This is a genomic window from Paenibacillus sp. BGI2013, from assembly GCF_002843485.1.
Taxonomy (GTDB): domain Bacteria; phylum Bacillota; class Bacilli; order Paenibacillales; family Paenibacillaceae; genus Paenibacillus; species Paenibacillus amylolyticus.
This window is the reverse complement of the sequence record NZ_PJFA01000005.1, coordinates 100,353-125,115: the sequence shown is the minus strand read 5'-3', so window position 1 is coordinate 125,115 and position 24,763 is coordinate 100,353. Positions and strand designations below refer to the sequence as shown.

Sequence of the window (24,763 nt, the reverse complement as noted above, 5' to 3'; positions counted from 1 at the left end):
CTGAATTCCATATTCGATGCTTATGATGCCATTAGGAATCCTTCGTAATCAAAAGCGGACTTTTTGAACTACCTCTTAATTATGAGCGATTTATCCAGGTCCAGGTTCGAGCGAGCCCCTGAGCCATTCTCCGATTCATACTTCGATTGGAAAAATACCCTCCATGACTTAGCGGGTTCCAACTCATAGCCACGCCACCAGAGTTCACTTCAATATCTTCTTTCACCGCTTTCTCATAAGCGGGATCAATGGGGCGTAATGGATAACCCAGAATATCGTCCCTATCGTAGAAGTTCACCCACTCCCCTTCCAGTCCGGCATAGTACTGATTCACATGGGAAGAGGGCACCTGAATTGGACAACTAAAGTCATGGTAACGCAAACTCCATAAGGGCAAGGTTGTACCAAACGAGTAAAAATGGGTCAGCGTGTCCCCCCGCTCCAGAGCCGAGTTCACATCCACAACCTCAGGCACACGACTGGACGGATATTGCAGATCGTAGAAGAAGTTACTGGCGATTACGGCACCCAAACTATGGGCAACCACACAGAGCGGAGCTTCCGGTCCATTGCGCTGTGCAAGGGAATGCATCGCCTGACTCAACGTTCGATGTACGGCATCATAGTTATGGCCTTGATTTTCCACTGGTTGATAAGCAACCGCATCAGCCAGGTAGTGGATGACAAATCGGCGCAACGCCTGAAAGTTCAATCCCGGAGAGCTGACGAGCTGTTGAAAGAGCGCCTCTTCCCGCTCCTCAAATACATCCGCCCAATATACAGGTTCGATATCCAGCATCTGTTTAGAGGCTCCAGGCAAGACCATTACCTTGTCCAATTCCTTATGCAAACAAGCAATCAGCTTGTCCGCGTACCCATCCTTCCGCATACCCAGCCCATGAATGACCATCACCGCAATACGTGTCATGGCTCTCCTCCTCATCGATCTAGGAACTCTTTCTCCACCATATGAACGCCACGACTCGAACATGCCTGAAGCTTGCTTTGTCAGAAGAACCTTTCCACCCACCATTATTTTAAAAATGTGATTCTTCCATTTTATATACAGTTTACCATGATCGTCATGAAAATAACGATCATACAGCAAAAAGGAGCTGCACATCATGCAGCCCCTTCTTGTTGTTGTATTCAATTAACCTTTCAGATGAACCTTCAACACACCATTTTGATTAGATGTAACATCACCTGTCGTGACTTCCACCCGTTCAACCATATCCTGACCATCTGGAATGATAATCGGTGTAATCAGCGGGTATCCCGCATCTTCAATTACCTTACGATCAAACTCCAACAGCTTTTGTCCAGCTTTTACATGCTCGCCAGCTTCCACATGCATGTTGAAGCCTTCACCCTTGAGGGATACTGTATTAATCCCGACATGAATCAGAACTTGTAATCCACTCGCGTGTTCAAGAATCACCGCATGTTTACTTTTGATCACATGAGCTACCTGAGCATCAAACGGGGCAACAACAACGTTGCTGGAAGGTTCGATTGCTACACCCTCACCCATCTGTTTCTCGGCAAAAGCCGGATCTGGTACTTGCTCCAGTGACACGGCCTGGCCTGTTAAAGGCGCCATGATTTCCAGTGTATTCACGGCTTCGTCTCCTACTTGAGCTGCACTACGTGTGCGCTGGTTTGGATCTGTTTTTGCAGTTGAAGAGGTAACACTCGAAGCAGACTGCGATGTAGCCGCTTTAGGCTCAGCAACGGTTTCATTACTTTCATTACGATCTTCTTTTCTCAGTTTGGCTCTGCCAAAAAGGACGGTCAGTACAAATGGTACAACCAGGACAATCGCCATGCCGATGAAGAAGACACCCCATTTGTCAGGGAAAATCGACAGGAATCCAGGTACACCACCTACACCGATGGAGGTTGCCTGAACATTATTCATCGTCAGCAGCACACCACCAATTGCGGAACCGACCATACCAAAGATAAACGGATAACGGTAACGGATATTCACTCCGAAGATCGCCGGCTCAGTTACCCCGAGGAAGGCCGATACCGAGGACGTTGCCGCAAGTCCTCTCATTTTCTTCTCACGCAGGACAAGCATCATCGCAAGTGCCGCCGAGCCTTGTGCGATATTGGACAATGCCAGCATCGGCCACAGGAACGTACCGCCCTGACTACCAATGAGCTGAACATCCACCGCGAGGAACGTGTGATGCATACCGGTGATAACGAGCAAAGCGTACAGACCACCGTAGATCAGACCACCCAGCGCCGCGTATGAATCGTATACATAGATCAAGCCGGATGTAATTGCATTTGCAATAGCAAATGTAACCGGTCCAATAATCGTAAATGCCAGGAATCCGGTAATCAGCAACGTAACTGGTGCAACGACCAGCAGTTTGATCGAATCATGTACCCTTTTATTCAGGAAAATTTCCATCTTCGCAAGCAGATAGGCCGATACCAGTACTGGCAGAACCTGCCCTTGATAACCGATCTTCTCAATCTCCCAACCGAACAGATTCCATGTTGGCACCGTGCCATTATTCACAGCATCAGCGTAACCATATGCACTCAGCAGATCGGGATGTACCAGAATGAGACCCAGCACGATCCCGAGCAGCGGACTGCCGCCGAACCTTTTTACAGCTGCCCAACCAATTAGAGCCGGCAGGAACGTGAAGGCTGTACTTGCGATTGTATTAATAATGGACGCAAGATCCTTCCAGGCTGGATAAACATCCACCAGTGATTTTCCATCAAAGAAAATGCCTGGGCCTGTCAGAATATTGTTAATCCCGAGCAAAAGACCTGCCGTAATGATTGCAGGCAAGATCGGAATGAAGATATCCGAGAGTGTTTTAATCGCTCGCTGGATTGGATTTTGCTTTTTACCAGCAGCCGCCTTCACATCATCCTTGGAAGAACGATCTCCCCCGGTAATCTGAATCATCTCATCATAGACTTTATCCACCAGACCAGGCCCAATAACGACCTGGAATTGTCCTTGGGAAGAGAACTGTCCTTTGACCAGATCATTCTGATCCAGACTTTCAGTATCCACTTTACTCTCATCGTACAAGGCAAAACGGAGTCGTGTAACACAGTGTGTAGCAGCTTCAATATTCTCTTTGCCACCGACAGCCCGGACGATCTCCTCAACCTGTTTTTTATCGATTGCCATAGTGTCACTTCCTATTTATAAAATGTGATTAGTCCTGTTGTGGCACAAGCCACATATAGGATGCATACGGACTGAGAGAGATTTCCTGCGTCAGCACAGGGGTTGCCTCCGTATTTCCTATGAGTAACTCTGCTGATTTGCTTGCAATGTGATCATTCCAGACCGCTTCCGGAAGCGAGAACGTGACGTCTCGTTTACTGAAGTTGGATACAACAATCAGAGTTTCACTTCCATTGGTCCGTGCGTACGCGAATACATTCGGGTGTGCATCGTCCAATCGTTCATACAGACCGTCAATCAGCACGTTAACCTGTTTACGCAGGGCAATCAATTTGCGGTAGTGATAGTAGATCGAATCTGGATCAGCCAGCTGCTGTTCCACGTGAATGGAAGGATACCGCTCATCCACCTTCAGCCAAGGTGTTCCGGTAGTAAATCCGGCGTTCTTACTTCCATTCCACTGCATCGGTGTGCGGGAGTTGTCCCGGGAACGCTCTTTTACAATGTTGAATGCTTCTTCAGCGGATTTGCCTCGTTCTTCCTGAAGCAAACGGTACATATTCGTTGATTCGATATCGCGGAACTCGCTAACGTCATTCCAGACCGGATTCGGCATGCCGATCTCTTCTCCCTGGTAGACATAAGGCGTACCTTGCATGCCGTGTATCGTTGTTGCAAGCATCTTCGCACTCTCGGCACGATAGTCACCATCATTGGCGAATCTGGACAGTGCCCGAGGCTGATCATGGTTATTAAGGAACAGCGCATTCCAACCTCCACCGGCCTGCATGCCAGTTTGCCACTCACTGAAGAGCTGCTTCATCGCTTCGAAATCATACGGCATCAGTTCCCACTTCTGACCATTCGGATAATCCACTTTCAGGTGATGGAAGTTAAACGTCATCGAAAACTCCCGGGAAGCCGGGTTTGAATATTGGATACAATGTTCCAGTGTTGTGGAGGACATTTCCCCTACGGTCACCATGTTGTAAGGCCCGAATACTTCATCGTACATCTCGGTGATGTACTCATGCACACGCGGTCCATCCGTGTAGTATTTGCGTCCATCACCCGGTGACACGCTACCATCATCATCAGGGAACCGCTGGTCTTTGGAGATCAGGTTGATCACGTCCATACGGAAACCATCCACACCTTTTTCGGCCCAGAACTTGATCATATCCCGTACAGCTTTGCGTACTTCTTCATTCTCCCAATTGAGATCTGCCTGCGTTTTATCAAATAAAGTCAGGAAATATTGTCCCGTCTGTTCATCGAACTGCCAAGCGGGCCCACCGAACTTGGATTGCCAGTTGTTTGGCACACCGCCATCCGGAGCAGGATCTTTCCAAATATAATAATCCCGATACGGATTATCCTTGGAAGAACGGGATTGCTGGAACCACTCATGATCGGTCGAGGAGTGATTCACCACGATATCAATCATCAGTTTCATATCACGAGCCTTCAGACCTTTCAGCAGTTCGTCAAAATCCTCCATCGTTCCATAATCCGGATTAATCCGATAATAGTCCGCTACGTCATACCCATTATCATGCTGCGGAGATACATATACCGGCTGCAACCACACAATATCGATACCCAGATGCTGCAAATAATCAAGCTTCTCGGTTAATCCACGAATATCTCCAGTACCCGATCCGGTTGTATCATTAAAACTCTTCGGATATACCTGGTACACCGTTGATGTCTTCCACCAAGATGACGGAGTTGTGTTATTAGAACTCATGTTAACGCCTCCAATAAATTGTAATGCTCTTATGTGATGTTCTCGGCTAACTTCATATCTATATTACATAAGTAAACATGTATATACAAGTTGAAACTATAATATGTATATTCTCCGCCTCTTCTACACATTCCCCATAAATCTTTCCTCTGTAACATTTATTTTGGAACCTGCGTTCGTGAACCCAATGATATCTGTATTGAGACAACAAGAAACCGTCTGTTCTTCCCACCATTGGTGCGGGCAACAGACGGTCTAATTTGGTTGAACTTGGTTGAAATTTTCAAAAACGCCTCTTACGACATCTCTGGTGAAACAACGGCTTTCCCTTGTTTTTCCTGCATATTCAACTTCAATAAAGATAGTGCAGCTTGCTCTTCCCTTTCCAGTTCAGCGGCACTGATCTCACCAGAGAGTACGGCACGCATTCGCTTTTGATCCAGCAGACCTTCCCATTTTGCCACCACAAATGCTGCAACACAGTTGCCCATCAGGTTGGTGAAGACACGCATTGTATCCATGAATCGATCTGCACCAAGCAGCAGAGCAACCGCTGCTACCGGAAAAGCATTGACAGCCACTGCCGTTGCGGACAGGGCCAAGAATGCGGAGCCAGGTACTCCTGCCATGCCTTTGGAACTTAACATCAACACCAGCAAAATCGTAATTTGCTGCATCAATGTCAGTTCAATCCCTACGGCCTGAGCAACAAAAACCGTGGCCAAGGATAAATAGATCGAAGCGCCATCCAGATTAAACGAGTACCCCGTCGGCACTACAAGACCCACAACCGCACGATCACAACCCGCCTTGGTTAGTTTGTCCATCATGCGTGGCATCACCACTTCTGATGACCCAGTTCCAATCGCCAGCATCACTTCAGAACGGGTATACTTCACAAATTGCAGGAAATTCAGCCCGGTAATCCACCAGGCAGCCAATGCCAGCATGACCAAAAACAGCAGCGCTGCGCCGTAACAGGCTAGAATTAGCAGACCAAAGGACGATAATGTGGAAGCCCCATAGGCACCTACCGTGTAAGCCATGGCTCCAAATGCACCAATTGGCGCGAGTTTCATGATATAACCGATGATACGAAACACAATGCCGAGCAAGTTCTCAATCAGCGTCAGTACATTCTCTTTTGCCTTACTCTCTGTTGCTGCCAGGGCAACCCCGAACAGGCATGCCACGAGCAATACTTGCAAAAGTGCATTTTGTGCAAAGGCATCTACAACACTTGTCGGAATAATATTCATGATAAAGTCTACCGTATGCGGTAACTCGGAACCATTGGTTTTTGCTTCAATGCCGCTTGCATCTATGGTTGAAGGGTCCACGTTCATTCCGGCACCGGGGCGAAGCAGATTGGCTGTTCCCAATCCAAGTACCAGCGCCACTGTAGTTGCAATTTCGAACCACACGATGGCTTTCAGTCCGATGCGACCTACTGACTTCAGATCACCGATCTTGGCAATACCTGTCACAATCACCATGAAAATCAGTGGTGCGATGATCATCTTGATCAATTTGATGAAACCTGTTCCGAGCGGTTGCAGCAGGCTACCCAGATCCGGCCACAGAATGCCTACGCCAATCCCGATGATTACCGCTACAATAATTTGAAAAAATAATGATTTCATAAATGACATGAACGCTCCCCCTGTTTGCGGTCAATTCGGATTTCCGTTTGGTTTCCGTGTAACTTTTTATATCATTCTAAAAGGGAGTTCAACAATGGAATTTCAATGTTTTTGTTATTTGTACCAACTCTATTGGTGAAAATTGAACCTGAAACCGAAAAAAGACGAATATCGCGTCAGTTATCTTGACGTGATATTCGTCTTTTTCCATAAATCCATTTATTATTGAACAGCGGTTAAATGTGTATCACAGGGTAATAGATTCTCCCGGGGCCAGCACACGGCCTTCCAACCCTTTTGTAGCCAGTTGTTGCACGAAGTGTTCCGCATCCTGACGAATTACCGGGAACGTATCATAATGGACCGGAATCGTCAGTTTGGCATTAAACCATTCGGCCGCTTGCAGCGCATCCTCAGGTCCCATGGTGAAATGTCCACCAATCGGCAAGAAAGCTACATCGATATCATGACGATCACCGATCATTTTCATATCCCCGAAGAGACTTGTGTCTCCGGCATGCAAAATCGTTTTACCACCAATATTAATGATATATCCAGCAGGCAAACCTGCATACATAATCCGTTGTTCTTCTTCGAGCACAATCCCGGAAGTGTGGAACGCCTGAATCATTTTAGCTTGAGCAAAATCAAGATCTACCGTTCCGCCCATGTTCATACCGAGTGTATCCAGACCCTTCCAAGACATATATGTAGCCAATTCCACAATAGCCACAACTTTGGCGTTATTTGCTTTGGCAATAGGTTCAGCATCGAGGATGTGATCCATATGTGCATGTGTCAGCAACACAACATCTGTCTTAATATCTTCAGGCTTCGTGACGGCAAGCTCGTTGCCACGCAGGAAGGGATCAATGATCAGAGACTTTTCTTCTGTGCCCAGCTGTACACTGGAGTGACCGTGGAACGTAATATTCAACAACTTGGATTCCTCCCGACATATGTTTTGATTATTTTGAAAACCACTATTTATTATAAATCATACCTCTTCACCAACGCAAAATCACGCTAGCCTCCGTGTCACCGCTGCTTACGATATACTCTTGCTTCATACGGCTGAAGCTGAATCGCACCTTCATCGGTAGAATAACGTCTGCTCACATTGCTGATGATCAGCTTGGCATGCTCGGAAGTCCAACCTTCCGGCCAGTGCATCTCAGGCTCATGCCCACGGAAATTCAGAATCACCAACATCTGCTCATCATCCAGCGTTCGTGTATAGGCATAGATATCCGGATCATCCGGCAACAGCAATTCATACGCGCCATAGATAAGTACTTTATGTTGTTTGCGAAGTGCAATTAACTTACGGTAATAATGCAAAATGGATTGCGGATCACTTTCGGCATCAGCCACATTAATCTCAGGATAATTATCATTCACCTGAATCCACGGCTGACCCTGGGTAAAACCTGCATGTTCCGTCTCATCCCATTGCATCGGCGTGCGGGCATTATCGCGACTCTTCAGCCAGATCGCCTGCATGACTTCATGCTTCGACTTACCTTGACCAATGTAATGATTGTAATAATTTTTGGTCTCGATGTCCCGGTATTGTTCGATATTCGGGAAAGCCACATTGGTCATGCCGATCTCTTCTCCTTGATAGATGTAGGGGGTCCCTTCGAGTGTAAGCATCCATGTCGCCAGCATCTGAGCAGAACGCACCCGATATTTACCATCATCACCAAAACGGGAAACCGGACGTGGCTGATCATGGTTGCCCATATAATTGGCGTTCCAGCCTCTACCATGCATAACCGTTTGCCACCGGCTCATGATTTCTTTGAGATCGGTCAATTTCCATTCCTTATAGTTCCATTTACCAATTCCGGAGGATTTAGCATCAATGAACATATGCTCAAACTGGAATACCATATTAAGCTCGTCACGATCCGTCCCGACATAAGCCAAGGCCTGCTCAGGTCCAAGTCCCGAAGTCTCACCAACTGTCATGGGTCCGTAGGGTTTCAGGATCATGTTATTCAGTTTCTTCAGGATGGAGTGTACCTGTTCCAGGTTGGAAAAGAGCTGATACGCTGGAACCACCGGCAGATTATCCGGATTGTGTGCACTTGGCAGACCCTCTGCCTTGGCGATATGCGCTACTGCATCGAAACGGAATCCGTCGACCCCTTTTTCCAGCCACCAATGCACCATCTCATACATCTCTTCTGCCATCTGTGCATTGTTCCAGTTGAGATCCGGTTGCTGTTCGGAATACAGATGCAGATAATATTCATTTGTCTCGGGATCATGCTTCCACACCGAACCCCCAAAATAGGACTCCCAATTATTAGGCACCTGCCCATTTTTGCCTGAACGCCAAATATAATAATCCCGCTTTGGATTCATCTTTGATGAACGCGATTCAGCAAACCAAGCATGTTCTTCTGACGTATGATTCAGCACCAGGTCCATCATGATCTTGAGACCACGCTTGTGTGCCTCTGCCAATAATCGATCAAAATCCTCCATCGTGCCATACTTGCCTAAAATGCCGTAGTAATCCCGGATATCATATCCGTTATCATGTCCTGGTGAATCGTAAATGGGACAGAGCCAGATCACATCTACGCCCAAATTCTCCAAATAATCGAGCTTCTCATAGATCCCCTGCAAGTCGCCATATCCATCTCCGTCCGAATCCTTAAAGCTGCTCGGGTAAATCTGGTATACCACACTCTCTTTCCACCAAACGATATCGCCCACCTCGCTCTCATCATTGTTCACTATATAAATTGAACTAAAAAATATTTACACTGGACACTCCGATGACAGAACAACCTTCCGATCGCTGTTATCCCCAGATTTTATGAATTCCCCTTATAAGGGGAAAATCCGGTGATAGCTTATGCTTCCGATGCAGCTTTCTTTCAGAAAGCTTTTAGGCGAACGCTTTCGCTTCTTCAGGTTATTTCTGTCCTCTCCGTTTCGTGTAAATGTTTAGTTAAATTTATATATAATCTCTGCTCACTGTATTAAGCCGTTAATATGTTTTATCCGAAATGATTCCCTTGTAAACATTTGAAAGGTATCTTATGCAAAAAGACCCGGTCATGGACCGCGATCTGCGGTTCAATTCCGAGTCCTTTTTTGTGAACATAAGACTAGCTTAAATCCGGCGTATCCGATCCAGGCACCGATCGTGTTCAGAATAATGTCATCCACATCAAACGAACCTACACGTGTAATCAATTGTGTGACCTCAACACCCAGCAGAAGCAAAACAACTGTAGATGTAAAGGTCCGGAATGTACGACACCTCCGAAACAACCATGGGATCCAGATGCCCAGCGGAATGAACAATACGATATTGCCAAACAGGTTTTTGACCCAGGTATCTGTATTGTACCTCTCCCTCTCCATAAGAAGTGGACGAATCGTCTCGAAGGGTACGAGATTATATTGATAATACATGCTAGGTGTTCGTCCACTGACAAACAGTAAAATGCCCATAATCAGTAGGTAAAGCACTGCCATGCAAGCAACAATGGTCAGTATCCACTTGGAGTGGAGCCACGACTTTTCGCTCATTCATCCCGTCCTCCGACCTTGAATTCCGCGAAGCGGTAAGGTCTATTTTAACGGGATATAGATCTTCATGTCCAGTTGTTCAGGGGTCGATTTCCAGACATCCGTCACTTCAAAGTCCGGCCCTTCCCTCCGTTCATAGTTAGACTGCGGCAACCAGCCGCCATAGATCATTTTCCGAATATCCTGCCCAGAGCCTTCCACGGTGAATTCTGCATACAAGCCGCCGGGAATTTCAATCGAGGTAAAACCGGGTTCAAGTACCTGCGATGCTCCACTGCTTTCTTCACCCACAATAAAAGAAAATGCTCCATCCTCTTCAAAATGACAGGCCACACCGTAAGCCATATCAGGGCGTGTCCTCTCCGGGATCGCCATGAATTTCTGTTCCATGCCAAAATCGTGATAAAATCCGGGTATTTCAGCATAATGCTGATTGTCATTCAGGTTGGTCTTATATTCATAGCCGACAATCCAGTTCGGTTCCCGTGTGACCAGACGGGGCGTGTTCATGTGGAAAGTTCCATCAAGCCGAGTTCGATAATCGTTAAAATCAATACTCTGTTGCATCTTCAGAAGAGACAACTGATCCACTTCCAGCTTACGCAGCTTCGCCGGTGTCATTCCAAAGTAGGCTGAAAATGCACGGGTAAATGCCTCTTGAGATTGATAGCCAAAGCTCATCGCAATGTCCAGTATGCCTTCCGATGTGCCCCGCAGCATCCCTACAGCTTCCGTTAATCTGCGTCTGCGCACGTACTCCAGTACCGTGAATCCCGTGATCGCCTGAAATAAACGCTGAAAATGAAACGCCGAAAAGCTCGCAGCAGCGGACGTCTCTCTGATATTAAAATCATCTTGCAAATGCTGCTCCAAATACTCAATAGCAAGCTGAATTCGTGTGTAATGATCCATAGTGACGGCTCCCCTATCTAATTCAAAATATCAAACGATTTCTTATGTAGTATGACTGAGATCCAGATCTTTTTTTTGATTTTGTGTGCGAACTTGTATGACGAAAGATACGCGAGTTCCGATTCTCTTCAAGTTGAATGACACTATGATACACTCTATGCCAAAATCCCCTTGTTCTACAAGGAGATGCTCTCTACGCTGGTTGATTTACCAGCAGAGATGTCTCTTGTGAACAAGGGGATTTGTTTGTCTAACAATCTTTTCTTAACCTTTCCAGTTCCCGGACACGGGATGAATACCCCATATATCTGTCGCATACTCACTAATGGTACGATCACTGGAGAATATGCCGGAATTAGCCGTGTTTAATATAGCTTTCCGAGTCCAGCCCGGAATATCCCGATACGCCTGATCAATCGCAGCATGCGCGTCGGCATAAGCAGCAAAATCACGCAATACAAAGTATTCGTCACCATGGGCCAGCAAGGAGTCATAAATATCCCAGAACTCCCCGTCACGATAACAGAATGCGCCTGGATGTACCAGTTGCTCCACGACCTCGCGAATGCGTTCATCGTGCTGCACAATCTCATTCGGACGATAGCTGCCGGAACGATAATACTCAAGTACTTCGTCTGCACGCAGACCATAGATGAACATATTTTCTTCCCCAACCTGCTCCGCCATCTCCACGTTGGCTCCATCCATCGTGCCAATCGTTAAAGCCCCGTTCATCATAAATTTCATGTTGCCCGTACCGGAAGCTTCCTTACCTGCGGTTGAGATCTGTTCACTAACATCCGCAGCGGGAATGATCTTCTCTGCAAGAGAGACGGAATAATTTTCGAGGAAAAATACCTTCAAGCGGTCATTCACGGCCGCATCCCGATTCACCGTGTCAGCCACGTTGTTGATCAACTTGATAATTTTCTTGGCAAAATAATAACTCGGCGCTGCCTTGGCACCAAAGATGAACGTACGTGGTACCATATCAAACGAAGCATCATTCTTAAGCCGGTTATACAGATGCATAACATGCAGAATGTTCAACAGTTGACGTTTGTACCCGTGTAGTCTCTTCACCTGCACATCAAAGATGGAATCCGGATTCACTGCTGTCCCGGTATGGTCTAGAATATACGCAGCAAGCCGCTCTTTGTTATCCCGCTTAATTGAACGGAACTGCTCCTGGAATGATGTATTATCCGCAAAACCAGCCAGCTGGTCCAGCTTGCCCGGCTCTGTTATCCATTCGTTACCGATTGTATCCGTAATCAGATCAGACAATTTCGGATTGGCATGCATCAACCAGCGACGATGGGTGATACCATTCGTTTTGTTATTGAAACGCTCTGGATACAGTTCATAGAACGGAGCCATCTCGCGCTCTTTCAAAATCTCGGTGTGCAGAGCTGCAACACCATTCACGCTATGACTGCCTACAATCGCCAGATGTGCCATCCGTACCTGATCGTTTGCAACAATAGCCAAATGCCCTATGCGATCCTGATCTCCCGGATACCGGTCCAGCAGCATGCCACAGAAACGTTTGTTGATCTCTTCAATGATCATGTAGATTCGTGGCAGCAGCCTGCTGATCATGGATACAGGCCACTTCTCAAGCGCCTCACTAAGCGTTGTATGATTGGTATACGATACAGTACGGGTTGTGATATCCCATGCTTCATCCCAGCCGTACCCCTTCACATCAATCAGGATGCGCATCAGTTCTGGTATAACCAAGGTTGGATGCGTGTCATTAATGTGGAAGGCCACTTTATCAGGCAAACGATCATACGGTAGCTCCAGCTTGTTGAACGTACGCAAGGCGCTCTGTACACCTGCTGAGCACATGAAGTATTGCTGCTTCAATCGCAGCAGCTTTCCTTCGTACTGGGAATCATCCGGATACAGGAATTCCGAGATTGATTCAACCGATCGGCTATAATCCAGATAACCGTAGTAGTTCGAAGGGGTGTCGAGTGAAGTCTCGCGCTTTGGCTCGGCACTCCATAGACGCAATGTATTCACATGGGTTTGACCATAACCGATGACAGGCACGTCATAGGGTATGGCGACAACCGATTCGGCATCTTTTGTAACAAACTGATATTCTCCATCCTGCTCATGAGCTTCTACTCGGCCCCAGAACTGTACTTCCACCTTTTTGTCTGGACGGCGGACTTCCCATTCATTGCCCTTATCCAGCCAATTGTCGGGTAACTCTACCTGATTACCATTGATGATTTTTTGCTCAAACAACCCGTATTTATATCGAATCCCGCAACCATGTCCTGCATATCGTAGTGATGCGAGTGAATCCAGGAAACAAGCAGCGAGTCGTCCCAGACCTCCGTTACCGAGTCCTGCATCCGCCTCTTGTTCTTCTATCTCTTCCAAGGAGAAGCCCAGCTCAGCTAAACTGTCACGCACCAATTCCAATTCATTCACATTCAACAGATTGTTGCCGAGCAGACGTCCAATCAGGAATTCCAGCGAGAAGTAATAGACCTGTTTATCCTGGCGCTGCTTGAACCCCTGATTCGACGCTGCCCAATCCTGGCCTGCATATTCACGAATCATGCTTCCCAGTACATGGTACACGTCTTCCTGTGTTGCTTCTTCAATCGGTTTGCCCAATTTGCTGACCAGATTCCGTGTAAATATACTCTTGAACGTTTCCTTGTTGTCAAACAAAAGTAGGTTCCTCCCGGGGAAATCCTGCAGGATGGTGGCGGTTCATATAAATTGAACTAGAGAATATTTACACTGGACACTTCGATGACAGAATAACCTTCCGATCGCTGTTATCCCCAGATTTTTTTGATTCCTTTTTAAAATGGGAAAATCCGGGGATAAAGGCGAGCGCTACGCTTCTTCAGGTCATTTCTGTCCTCTCCGTTTTGTGTAAATGTTTAAGTTGAATTTATATAATCAAGGGTAAAATTTGAAGACAGCATATGCTTTCGAAGCAGCTTTCTTGCAGAAAGCTTTTAGGAGACCGCTACGCTTCTTCAGAATCGATTTCGTCCCCTTCACTTACTGCCTACGCTCTTACCAAACAACGTTCGTGTATGAACCTTAAATCCATCCTACAGGATTTTTATTTTATATATATTTATAGAAGATATCGGTTACGTGGGGGCATTAGATAATAGTACTTTTCGCTAAAATGTATGGATTCGACGGGTCGCCAATCAGCGTCTGTCCTCCGGTCAGCTTCACGTCTTTATCGAGAATGACATTCTCAAGTACCGTCCCCTCACCAATGTAACATTTCTGCATGATGATGGAACCTTTTATTTTGGCACCCTTGGCCACCTGTACCCCACGGAACAGAATGCTGTCCTCCACCTCTCCACCTACGATGCAGCCATTCGCGAGAAGTGAATGTTTAACATCGGCGGTATCCAGGTATTTGGCAGGCGCTTCGTATTTAATTTTGGTCTGGATCGGATCTTCCTTGAAAAGTTGTTCATATTGCCCTGTGTTCAGCAGATCCATACTGTTGCGATAATAACTGTCAATGGAATTGATGACTGCGTGATAGCCATCATATGCATACGCAGCGATATTCAATCCATCCGGATTTTTTTGAATCACATCCCGGAAGAAATGGCTCTCGCCATGATCGATGCAGCGTTGCACCTGGCGCAAGAACAATTCTTTTTCCATGATGAAAATTTCTGTATATATATTCGGGTGATTAGCGCTTTGGTGAATGTCCACCACGTTACCGTCCCCGTCATGTTCAACTTTGACACAGGCGTCATGTTCAGGCAGCAGCTGATCTACTTTTTTGCAGACCAGTGTAACGTCCGCTCCTTTACTGATGTGATACCTGTAGACATCCTGGAGGTCTGCTTTGGTCACATGGCGACTGCCCGCATGCACAACATATTGTCCTGCCCCTCTGTGGAAAAAGTCCAAATTGTTATGGAAATGTTGCAAATCCCCTTGTGATGTATCTGTTGGATCGTTCCAGTCTGGTGGCAAAATAAACATGCCACCATGCTTGCGATCCAAATCCCAAGGTTTACCGTCACCAAGATGGTCCATCAACGAGCGATATTTTCGCCGTACAAATACACCAATACTCTCAATGCCTGCATTCATCATATTGGATAGAACAAAATCGATCAGACGGTAACGCCCGGCATAAGGCACCGCGGCTCCGCAGCGAAAATACGTCAATTCCTTCAATTCTTCAAGTTCATGGTCAAGGTTAATAACTCCGATCAATTGTTTCATCGCATGCACCGTCCTTTTAACTTCAATTAGGCCTTGCTGGTTATTCCTTGGCGAAGCTGGCGTTCCAGTTCTTCCTGATCCACGAGCAATATATCACTCTCATCTCCCGGTGCAGGCGAAATCTGTGTTCCATCTGGAATAACCAATCCTTCTGCGATAATAGCTCGGTAAATGCTCACATTTTGCCCGATTTTCACTCTTGGCATGATGACCGAATCGATGACAGCACTGTTCTCGCCAACTTCAATTCCATAGAACAGAACAGAATGATTGACCTCACCATGCACTACAGTACCCTCACTAATAATACAATTCCGCACCTTGCCCGAAGGTGAGATGTATTGTGCAGGTTGGTTCGGATTACGTGTGAAAATACGCCAGTCCGGATCATTCAGATTAAACGGTGTGTCTTCGTCCAACAGGTCCATATTGGATTCCCACAGACTGTGAATGGTACCTACGTCTTTCCAATAACCTTCAAATGGATACGCATATAAGGATTTTTTATTTTCAAGCAATAAAGGAATAATATCTTTACCAAAATCATAGGAGGTGGATGCCTGTTGTTCATCCTGGATCAGGAAACGTTTCAGTACATCCCACTTGAAGAGATAGATACCCATGGAAGCGAGTGTGCTCTTGGGCTCAGGAGGTTTTTCTTCAAATTCATAGATGCTATAGTCATCGTTGGTGTTCAGCACTCCGAACCGGCTGGCTTCTTCCAATGAGACATCAATGACCGATATGGTGCAATCCGCATCTTTTTCTTTGTGATACTGGAGCATTTTTTCGTAGTCCATCTTATAGATATGATCCCCTGACAGAATGAGCACATGCTCAGGATCGAATTGTTCAATAAAGTTCAGGTTGCGGAAGATCGCATCCGCTGTACCCCGGTACCAGTTGCTACCGTCTTCACGTTCATGTGGAGGAAGTACATATACCCCGCCGTTTTTCCGATCCAGATCCCAGTCACTGCCAATGCCAATATAGGAATGTAAGACAAGTGGTTCATATTGGGTCAATACACCCACTGTATCAATACCAGAATTAGAGCAGTTACTCAGCGGGAAATCAATGATTCGGTACGTGCCCCCAAAATATACAGCTGGCTTAGCCAGTGATTTGGTCAATCCTTTTAACCTCTTACCTTGCCCTCCGGCAAGTAGCATCGCTACGACTTCTTTTTTCGCCATCATTACAGCCTCCTCCACGTGCATTCGTTCTGATTCATTTCAGAGCCCATAATCGATATTCTGTTGTGTGGACACTGTTGTCTTGATTAGGAGCTTGCTGTACAGATGTGTAACCAGTGAATCTTTGTTGCAGTTGAACTTCTTGGATTGTAAAGCCTGAAATAGAGATGATGCTGGTGTAGAATTGCTTGACTGTCTTACAGAGGTGAATGTTAGATGCAGAACTTAAGGTGTAGCTCGTGAACAATGAAATAGTCTACTCCTATTTAACATTAAACACGAAACGGACTGGGGAATCTTACTGGAAAACATCGACATCAAGTTGCGGGTAAGATTACCCTTTCTCTTGCCGCTGTTATTCATATTGTATTCGATATAAGAGAAGTAAACTCCTTTTGGAAAATTCATGGTAAAAGTGTGACACTACTAGACCCATAAACCTATAAAATCAAAAACGCAGGTCTTACGAATCATAAAATGGCAATCAATTTGTAAATTTTTAGAGGATTATATAGAAATGTGTCGAATAGATAGATGTAGTATAGAAGTTATGATCAGATTTGCCAAAGCAATCTATTAGGAATTTACATACTAATAACTATAAATTATTTGGAGGTTAACATTGAGTACATTAACAAATTGCTACAAAATAAAATTAATAAGCAAATCAGATGATGAAGACTATATCAAAGCTTTGAAAATATATGAAGATCAAACACCAGTAGAAATTAGAACAGCTAGCAATGAGATATCATATTGGATAGACAAGAGTAGAGATGATAATGCTGATTTTAACTTTATGGTTTTTGCAGTTTATCTAGATAATGTAGTCATTGGGTTCTCAGAAACAGCGTATTTCTCGCATAACAGATTTGTTTTATTTGATTACATTACTTTTAGCAAGGATTTTAGGGTAAATGCTGTATTCTTTCCAGTATTCAGTTTAATAAAAAACTATTTTAAAGATAGAATGAATTTTTCGGTCGATTATTGGATCACTGAAATTAGTGATCGTGAAAATGGAAAGCAAATCGACAAGGAAAGTGCATTTTTAAAGAAACTCATCTATATGGAAAATTTCTGCTGTATTGATATTGATTATGTACAACCACAATTAGGAAATAATAACTTCGAGAGTTCGTTTCAGTGCAAGCTCTATTTGCAAACTAATTCAGAGATATCACAACTCTCTAGAGATACTGTCGATAGTATTGTAAAGAATATATATTACTCTTATTACTTTAATTGGTACATTCCATTTTTAGAGGAATCTGAGTTGAAATTGTACAAAATTAATTTAGATAAGCATTATAGTTATTTTAAAAAAAGTATGAATGATAAGAGTAATGTTGCTGTCAAGTACAACAAAAGTTATATAGATGATTCACATATCCAAATAACTTCAGGTTCAGTTCCAGCAAGTAAAAAAAGAAGTAAAACAATAAAATATATGATCATGGGACTATCCATAATATTCATTCCTATATTAACAGTTGTTGCATCAATTTATCTGTTTAAGTTACTTGGATTTAGTCTCGATATCTCATATGGTTTTGCTGGAATTGCTCCTGCTATAATTTCAGCTATTGTTGTATGGGTGACAAGCAAGAAGGGAGACAAATTTTAATGTTTTTGGCACAGCATTATTATATTATGACTATACTGTGAAAGAACTGGAATAAAGCGAAAAAGAATATCAAAATTAGCGAATAGTGCCGCCTTATTCTCATTTTTATAGTATTTATAAGCATAACTACTTAATATATGAAACCTATCTAAATCAATTACTTTGAAATCGTTTTGTTTTAGTATTTGATGGATATATTTCTTGGAATAAACCCATAATTTATGTTCTGTATTAAAGTACTGTGTAACCGCCATTTCAACGTTTTTTTTATGAACTGATGACTTATAGAATTCCATGCTCCAACTACTCTCGAACTCTAGGATTAAGTATCCTTTTGAAGAGATAACTTTCGAAAGTTGAGATATTGAATTAGTCGCATTGCAATAATTAAGCACACTTCCAACACAAATTCCTAAATTAAATGACTCGTTCTCAAACGGCATGTTTTCAACACTTCCAACAGTATATTTATTGAAGTGAGATATGTATTTACCCGTTAAATCTAAATGGTGCATTTCTTCTTTAAGATTATATGTGCTGCCTCCTGATCCTGCATTAAGTATGTTTAATGGAATATCATTTTTAATTTTTTTTATATACTTGTTTACATACCGTGTTAGTTGTTGTTTTGTGTACTTATGCCAGTTATCACCCTCTGGCCAAATATCTTCATGACTATTATAAAAATCTATAACCTCTTTATTATCTATACTTTTCATCACAAGACCTCCAAATAATTTATAGTTATTTGGAGGTTTTTCTCTACACTTTTAGATTATTTCTCGGATTAAACCGTGAAAGCACATCCTTCTTCCGTTCAACAGACACTTCTGTGTATATTTGGGTCGTGCTTACATTGGTATGTCCGAGAATTTCTTGGACTGATCGTAAATCTGCACCATTGTTCAGAAGATGTGTAGCAAAGCTGTGCCTGAGATAGTGCGGTGTTGATTTTTTGCTAACTTTAGATAAATCCCTGTATTTAGAGTAAATATCCTCAATGGAGTAAATGGAGAGTCGATCACCATATTTGTTAAGGAACAGAGCATCAGATTGGGGGTCGAAATGTTCGCGGGCATGCAACCATGTTTTAATTTTATGGATGACTTCGCTGCTTGAAATGTAGAGCAATCGCTCCTTACGACCTTTTCCAAAAATCAACACGGTTTTCTCTTCGAGATCGATGTGCTCCATATCAATATTCACTAATTCTCCAATACGAATTCCAATAACATAGAGCAGTTCAATGATAGCATCGTTACGAAGGTTGATTCTTCTTCTAAAACTCGTGTGTAATTGTTTCATGTGCTCTTGTGGTGCATTTAGTAACTTTTCAACCTCATTGACAGAAAGTGTCTTTGGAATACGTCTTGCCGTTTTGAATTTTTTTCCGAAACCAATAATTGGGGACTCGATTATATCTCCGCTTTGAACCAAATAATTAAAAAATGCTTTGAAGCATATGTACTTTCTTTTAATGGTCGAGTCTTTAAGTGTGTGTTCACTGTTTAATTGTTCCAGATACATTCGTAAATTTTCTCTGGTTACATCATGAATATGTTTAGTATCAAGCCATTCTACAAGTCTGTTGAGATCAGACAGATAGGCTTTAATGGATTTAAGGGATAGATTACGCTCCACGCTTAAATAAGTCTCATATTGCTTAATATAGGTGTTTAGGTTACTTGTACTAAGTCTCATGATGCCTCCTGATGTCGATGTCATATGTTGCCAATGGCCCGACCTACATTATTACGCATTGAACTCCATTTGTGAAGATGCCCAAAGGCATAGATACAATATCCGAGATTTGAAAAACAAAAAAGAGCCGGATCCCTTCCGACTCGATACGTTCTCACTTATATAATTTTGCGGAACAGCTCCATCACTTCATCCTTGGACGGTTGATAGGGATTGCCTGGTGCACAGGCATCTTTCATCGCGTTATCGGCAAGCAGTTCCACATCGGGATCTTTTACACCCAGTTCAGACAGTTTCTCAGGAATGCCGACTTCCTTCGATAGCTGACGTATGGCCTCAATGACGTAATCGGAACACTCCTCATCACTTCTACCCTTCACATCCATACCAATTGCCTTAGCAATATGACGGAATTTGCCGGGTACATGCTTGGCGTTCAACTCTTCCACATAAGGGAGTAACATTGCGTTACAGACACCGTGCGGCAGATCATATATGCCACCCAGTTGATGCGCCATCGCATGGACATAACCCAGGCCCGCATTATTAAAAGCAATCCCGCCAAGGAAACACGCATACGTCATATGTTCCCGTGCTTCCAGGTCACTGCCGTCTCTCACGGCTCTTGGCAAGTATTCAAAGATCAGTTCAACAGCTGCTGCAGCTGTCGCACTTGTCACTGTAAATCCACCTGGTGTAACCATCGCTTCTACGGCATGTGTCAACGCATCCATTCCTGTGGCCGCTGTGAGACTTGCAGGTTTGCTGAGCATCAGCTCAGGATCATTAACCGACAGGGAGACCAGACTGTTGCGGTCCACCATCACCATCTTTACTTTACGTTCCTCATCTGTAATCACGTAGTTAATTGTCACCTCGCTCGATGTGCCAGCCGTTGTGTTAACAGCCACAAGTGGCACAGACTTGTGTTTTGATTGATGAAATCCTTCATATTCACGGATATGCCCACCGTTCGTAGCTACAATGCCAATGCCTTTGGCAGCATCCTGCGGTGAACCTCCGCCTATCGATATAATGGCGTCACAGCCATGATCCTGGAATACTTGTAGTCCATCATGTACATTCTGACATGTTGGATTAGGCTGCACCTCATCATATACTACATAGTCTAACCCTGATTTTCTTAGTATAGACAGTACCTGTTCAGCAACGCCTGAAGTAATCAATTGGCGATCACTTACAACCAGCGCCTTGCGGATACCCATCTGTTCAATCATCTGACCTGCTTCCTGTAAACAGCCTCTACCCATCAAGTTCACGGGCGGAACATAATATGCATGTGTTGCCATTTGAACCAGCCTCCTGTAACCCCTGATTTACTATCTCCATTGTAACTGAATCCGTTTTCAGATATAGTGAAATAAATCACAATGAATCCGATAAATGTTACACTTGAGGTTGATTTTTCCCCGTAATGAAAAAAACGACCCAGACACCCGAAGGTCTCCAAGCCGTCTTACTTATCTATCTTAAAGCTTTATCCGCTACTTATAGCTTACCGAAGGTACTTACACTAAAAGCATCCTTACGAAGGCTTACAGCGCCTTATCGTTCACGCCGTCAAGCCATGCCTCAATCTCGCCAATTACGGAAGATACACAGCCATCCTCGAATGGAGAGTTCAATCCAGCCAGTTCAACCAATCCAGTGAAGGACAGGCTTCCTCCCGCTTTACACAATGTCAGATAGTCTGCCCATGCGGACTTCATGTCCTCATTGCTGCGTTTCCAGAACTGGAATGCACAGATTTGTGCCAACGTATAGTCAATGTAATAGAATGGCGATGAGAAAATGTGACCCTGCTTATGCCAGAAACCACCCTGCTCCAGATACGCATTATCTTTGTAATTGATATGTGGCAGATAGGTCTTCTCAATGTTGCGCCATGCCTGCTTGCGCTCCGTTGGAGTTGCATCCGGGTTCGCATACACAAAATGCTGGAATTCATCCACAGCTACACCATACGGAATGAACAACAGACCGGAAGACAGGTGATCAAACTTGTACTTGTCCGTATCTTCCTTGAAAAACAACTGCATCCACGGCCATGTGAAGAACTCCATACTCATGGAATGAATCTCAGCCGATTCATATGTTGGCCAGTTATATTCAGGCACTGCAAAGTCACGGCTCTCATACACCTGGAAAGCATGACCTGCTTCATGCGTCAATACATCAATATCACCGGAGGTACCGTTGAAGTTGGAGAAGATAAACGGCACTTTGTAATCGTTCAGGAACGTACAATATCCGCCGCCCTGTTTACCTTTTTTGCTTACCAGATCCATAAGCTCGTTTTCGGTCATCATCTGGAAAAATGCATCCGTCTCTGGTGATAATTCAGCGTACATTTTTTTACCATTATCGATAATCCAGTCCGCGTCACCCTTAGGTGTCGGGTTACCCGTCTTGAAGCTGAAGCCCTGATCGTAATAATACAGCGTCTCCACATCAATCCGATTACGCTGACGCTCTCTGAGCTTGGTCGCCACAGGCACGATATAATCACGAACTTGTGCCCGGAAATTAGCAACCATCTCGGCGTTGTAATCCGTACGGTTCATGCGATCATAGCCGAGTTCGACATAGCTTGGATAACCCAGTTTCTTCGCGATCTGTGTACGTACTTTAACCAGTTCATCGTAAATGCGATCGAATTCAGCTTCATGTTCAGCCATGAACGTGTATCTGGCTTCCGAAGCACGCTCCCGCATGGAGCGATCCGTGGACAGTTCAAATGGATGAAGCTGTGGCAACGTGCGCTCTTCACCTTCGAACGGAATTTTGGCCGATGCGATCAATTGATTGTATTCTGTGGAAAGTTTGTTCTCCTTCTGAAGTTCTTCAATAATTTCCGGGCTGAATGTTTTCAGTGAAAGATCCGCCAGTTGGAACAGCTGTGAACCCCATTTTTGTTCCAACTCGTTGCGGAATTTGGAGTTAACCAATGCACGGTAAAAATCCGTGATATATTCCTGCACAATTGGTGCATTCTCATCCAGAAATTCGTTCTCCGCCTTGTAAAACTCATCATTGGTATCAATGGAATGACGGATGTAGACCAATTGGGCTTGTGTCTCAAAATCACTGCGCAGCGCGTTAATCTGATCCATGAACCCACTCTGTTCTTCAACCGTTGCCGCAACTTCAAAACCGCTCAACAGCTCACGGAAAGATGTCTTGATGTGTTCCAGATTCGGACGTGTATACGTATACTCACTAAATTTCATTTATGTACACCCTTTCCTGTTTGGCAGAATTTCGGGAGTATCCCGAGTTAAACTACCCCCTATTATACAAAAGAGCAGCTAAAAAATCCCATAATTACGAAAAATATTTGTCCATCGGTCAAATTGTGCAACATGAATGGTTACAAATATTACTTACTTATGTAAGGTCAGTGCCTCAAAATTTTTCCCCACACAAATAAGCCCGCCTCGCGTTAGCGAAGCCAGCTTATAGGTTGTCTCTCTTCTTTTCACATTTAAACAATACTAGCTTTGGTCTTTATCCATAATCTGATAGAACCAGCCCATTCCGACCATGCCCACGACCATAATAACAGCCATAATAATGATATATGTCATGAATGTAACCTCCCTGCTTCCGTATATTCATCACACTACTACTAGTGTACACGGTGAAGCGCCGTTTGAATTGACCGAACATTGACAAAAATACGAAATCTTTAATTTTAATAAATGGATTATTTCCCCGATCACACTAAATCATACGTACCTCGCTGCACGGTGCAAAGTTTCATCCGCCATGCTTACGGTGTATACTATACTTCTATGAAATGGAATTTGGATTTTTACGCAGAAAGGTTGAAAGACATGTCAACTCGCATTCCCTTACGTCAGCTATTTCTTACTGTTTTATTAGCCCTTATGTTATCTGTTTTGACCGCCTGTGCTGATGGAGAAGCCCATCTAACGGTAAATATGGATGGATCAACGGATCTGGATCTCAATCTCAACGTAAAGAACTCCGCTCTTGGAAAAATTGGACAAGACAATCTCATGCCTCTGATCGCAGATGCATTGAATCGAAATAACTTCCAGGCAGAGGTTTCGGAACAGGGAGATCAGAAGAAGCTCACAGCGACCACCCATTATGAAAAAAGCAATAAAACCAGCTTTGATACGTCCAAGTTACCACAAGGGATCAAGGTTGAACAAACAACTTCCCCCGGCTTCTTCACTTCCAAGATGCACATTACAGCAGAAGCCGATCTCATGGAGTCCATGCCCGATGGTGAGATCAAAAATCAAATTAACAAGGTGCCTAGCTTTCTTAAAAACCTCTTGTTAAAAGATGTTAACTTTGACTTCAAGTTGTCTTTGCCCATCAAGGCAGCCGATTCGAATGCGGATCAAGTGGAGGATGGCGGAAAAACGCTCATTTGGCACGTTTCACCCCTCCAGATGAATAAACTGGATCTGACTGTACAGGTTCCCAATATCCGGAATATCATCATAATTGCAGTCATAGGCCTATTATTTATCGCTGCTCTGCTCATTTGGTTTTTTGTTCGTCGCAGACGGACCAGACAGCGCCATAGTGCAAGATCACATCGGGGAAAAAATTAATTCTTCACACCAATTTTATTTGTGACTTGCCAAACGGTGTTATGGATAGTAGAATACATCCGTACTGTGTGAACGGTTAATTTTTTATTAAGCAAAGCTAAAGAGGTGACAGGTTTCATGAATATCCGCGAATGCCCACTACCTGGTATCGGAGTTAAGTACCAGTTTGATACAAAGGGCGGCCATCAGTTAGTTATTATTGTGCATGAGGACGGACGCCGTGAATTATTCTCCGTTGATCCACAAGACAACGAAGAACTCACTCTGATTGCAGATTTGGAAGATGACGAATGCGTGACTCTCTCCGGTTTAATCGGAGGCTGGTCGTAAATGACAGAATAAC

General features: G+C 44.2%; 18 protein-coding genes. 3 read left to right on the top strand and 15 right to left on the bottom strand.

Annotated elements, in window-relative coordinates; all coding sequences use genetic code 11:
* Window positions 1–79: 79 nt before the first annotated feature.
* From CXK86_RS14490 to CXK86_RS14440, 11 genes are all read right to left on the bottom strand, one after another.
* A complete protein-coding gene (locus CXK86_RS14490) occupies window positions 80–928 on the bottom strand; it encodes a chemotaxis protein (RefSeq protein ID WP_101313933.1) in 849 nt (282 codons plus the stop codon).
* A 225-nt stretch (window positions 929–1,153) separates the two neighbouring features.
* The gene (gene treP / locus CXK86_RS14485; protein WP_101313932.1) at window positions 1,154–3,172 is read right to left on the bottom strand and encodes a PTS system trehalose-specific EIIBC component; all 2,019 of its coding nucleotides are present in this window, start codon (window positions 3,170–3,172) and stop codon (window positions 1,154–1,156) included.
* Window positions 3,173–3,200: 28 nt separating this feature from the next.
* Entirely contained in the window at window positions 3,201–4,922 is a 1,722-nt protein-coding gene (treC, locus tag CXK86_RS14480) for an alpha,alpha-phosphotrehalase (protein ID WP_101313931.1), read from the bottom strand.
* A 296-nt stretch (window positions 4,923–5,218) separates the two neighbouring features.
* On the bottom strand, window positions 5,219–6,574 hold the full coding sequence (dctA, locus tag CXK86_RS14475) for a C4-dicarboxylate transporter DctA (protein ID WP_036670619.1): 1,356 nt from the start codon (window positions 6,572–6,574) through the stop codon (window positions 5,219–5,221).
* A gap of 238 nt (window positions 6,575–6,812) precedes the next feature.
* Window positions 6,813–7,505 (bottom strand): metal-dependent hydrolase, encoded by a 693-nt coding sequence (locus CXK86_RS14470; RefSeq protein ID WP_101313930.1) that lies wholly within the window; start codon window positions 7,503–7,505, stop codon window positions 6,813–6,815.
* A 98-nt stretch (window positions 7,506–7,603) separates the two neighbouring features.
* Window positions 7,604–9,316: a glycoside hydrolase family 13 protein gene (locus CXK86_RS14465; RefSeq protein WP_373888065.1), complete on the bottom strand. Its 1,713-nt coding sequence runs from the start codon at window positions 9,314–9,316 to the stop codon at window positions 7,604–7,606.
* A 345-nt stretch (window positions 9,317–9,661) separates the two neighbouring features.
* A complete protein-coding gene (locus tag CXK86_RS14460; protein ID WP_101313928.1) occupies window positions 9,662–10,120 on the bottom strand; it encodes a VanZ family protein in 459 nt (152 codons plus the stop codon).
* A gap of 42 nt (window positions 10,121–10,162) precedes the next feature.
* The gene (locus CXK86_RS14455) at window positions 10,163–11,032 is read right to left on the bottom strand and encodes an effector binding domain-containing protein (RefSeq protein ID WP_101313927.1); all 870 of its coding nucleotides are present in this window, start codon (window positions 11,030–11,032) and stop codon (window positions 10,163–10,165) included.
* Window positions 11,033–11,296: 264 nt separating this feature from the next.
* A complete protein-coding gene (locus CXK86_RS14450) occupies window positions 11,297–13,729 on the bottom strand; it encodes a glycogen/starch/alpha-glucan phosphorylase (RefSeq protein WP_101313926.1) in 2,433 nt (810 codons plus the stop codon).
* A 450-nt stretch (window positions 13,730–14,179) separates the two neighbouring features.
* Window positions 14,180–15,283, bottom strand: a complete 1,104-nt coding sequence (gene glgD, locus CXK86_RS14445) for a glucose-1-phosphate adenylyltransferase subunit GlgD (protein ID WP_036608765.1) — start codon at window positions 15,281–15,283, stop codon at window positions 14,180–14,182.
* Window positions 15,284–15,309: 26 nt separating this feature from the next.
* Window positions 15,310–16,479: a glucose-1-phosphate adenylyltransferase gene (locus CXK86_RS14440; protein WP_076249585.1), complete on the bottom strand. Its 1,170-nt coding sequence runs from the start codon at window positions 16,477–16,479 to the stop codon at window positions 15,310–15,312.
* 622 nt (window positions 16,480–17,101) lie between these two features.
* On the opposite strand from CXK86_RS14440, the gene CXK86_RS14435 reads away from it, so the two are divergent.
* Entirely contained in the window at window positions 17,102–18,106 is a 1,005-nt protein-coding gene (locus CXK86_RS14435; RefSeq protein ID WP_101313925.1) for a hypothetical protein, read from the top strand.
* Here the strand turns inward: CXK86_RS14435 and CXK86_RS14430 are convergent.
* The 4 genes from CXK86_RS14430 to CXK86_RS14415 form a co-directional block, all read right to left on the bottom strand.
* Entirely contained in the window at window positions 18,103–18,825 is a 723-nt protein-coding gene (locus CXK86_RS14430; RefSeq protein WP_101313924.1) for a hypothetical protein, read from the bottom strand. The genes CXK86_RS14435 and CXK86_RS14430 overlap by 4 nt on opposite strands.
* A 43-nt stretch (window positions 18,826–18,868) precedes the next feature.
* Window positions 18,869–19,807, bottom strand: a complete 939-nt coding sequence (locus tag CXK86_RS14425) for a tyrosine-type recombinase/integrase (protein ID WP_101313923.1) — start codon at window positions 19,805–19,807, stop codon at window positions 18,869–18,871.
* Window positions 19,808–19,965: 158 nt separating this feature from the next.
* The gene (locus CXK86_RS14420) at window positions 19,966–21,117 is read right to left on the bottom strand and encodes an iron-containing alcohol dehydrogenase (RefSeq protein ID WP_101313922.1); all 1,152 of its coding nucleotides are present in this window, start codon (window positions 21,115–21,117) and stop codon (window positions 19,966–19,968) included.
* A 246-nt stretch (window positions 21,118–21,363) separates the two neighbouring features.
* A complete protein-coding gene (locus CXK86_RS14415) occupies window positions 21,364–23,058 on the bottom strand; it encodes a M3 family oligoendopeptidase (RefSeq protein WP_101313921.1) in 1,695 nt (564 codons plus the stop codon).
* 606 nt (window positions 23,059–23,664) lie between these two features.
* Between CXK86_RS14415 and CXK86_RS14410 the strand changes: the two genes are divergently transcribed.
* Entirely contained in the window at window positions 23,665–24,420 is a 756-nt protein-coding gene (locus tag CXK86_RS14410; protein ID WP_144029797.1) for a DUF3153 domain-containing protein, read from the top strand.
* Window positions 24,421–24,537: 117 nt separating this feature from the next.
* A complete protein-coding gene (locus CXK86_RS14405; RefSeq protein WP_017688899.1) occupies window positions 24,538–24,750 on the top strand; it encodes a cation:proton antiporter regulatory subunit in 213 nt (70 codons plus the stop codon).
* The last annotated feature ends 13 nt before the right edge of the window (window positions 24,751–24,763 follow it).

Coding starts and splice junctions, on each gene's coding strand:
- CXK86_RS14440 (WP_076249585.1), bottom strand. CDS start 16,479: ATGGCGAAAAAAGAAGTCGTAGCGATGCTACTTGCCGGAGGGCAAGGT.
- dctA (WP_036670619.1), bottom strand. CDS start 6,574: ATGTCATTTATGAAATCATTATTTTTTCAAATTATTGTAGCGGTAATC.
- CXK86_RS14490 (WP_101313933.1), bottom strand. CDS start 928: ATGACACGTATTGCGGTGATGGTCATTCATGGGCTGGGTATGCGGAAG.
- CXK86_RS14425 (WP_101313923.1), bottom strand. CDS start 19,807: ATGAGACTTAGTACAAGTAACCTAAACACCTATATTAAGCAATATGAG.
- CXK86_RS14430 (WP_101313924.1), bottom strand. CDS start 18,825: ATGAAAAGTATAGATAATAAAGAGGTTATAGATTTTTATAATAGTCAT.
- CXK86_RS14420 (WP_101313922.1), bottom strand. CDS start 21,117: ATGGCAACACATGCATATTATGTTCCGCCCGTGAACTTGATGGGTAGA.
- treC (WP_101313931.1), bottom strand. CDS start 4,922: ATGAGTTCTAATAACACAACTCCGTCATCTTGGTGGAAGACATCAACG.
- CXK86_RS14415 (WP_101313921.1), bottom strand. CDS start 23,058: ATGAAATTTAGTGAGTATACGTATACACGTCCGAATCTGGAACACATC.
- glgD (WP_036608765.1), bottom strand. CDS start 15,283: ATGAAACAATTGATCGGAGTTATTAACCTTGACCATGAACTTGAAGAA.
- CXK86_RS14460 (WP_101313928.1), bottom strand. CDS start 10,120: ATGAGCGAAAAGTCGTGGCTCCACTCCAAGTGGATACTGACCATTGTT.
- CXK86_RS14410 (WP_144029797.1), top strand. CDS start 23,665: ATGTCAACTCGCATTCCCTTACGTCAGCTATTTCTTACTGTTTTATTA.
- CXK86_RS14455 (WP_101313927.1), bottom strand. CDS start 11,032: ATGGATCATTACACACGAATTCAGCTTGCTATTGAGTATTTGGAGCAG.
- CXK86_RS14405 (WP_017688899.1), top strand. CDS start 24,538: ATGAATATCCGCGAATGCCCACTACCTGGTATCGGAGTTAAGTACCAG.
- treP (WP_101313932.1), bottom strand. CDS start 3,172: ATGGCAATCGATAAAAAACAGGTTGAGGAGATCGTCCGGGCTGTCGGT.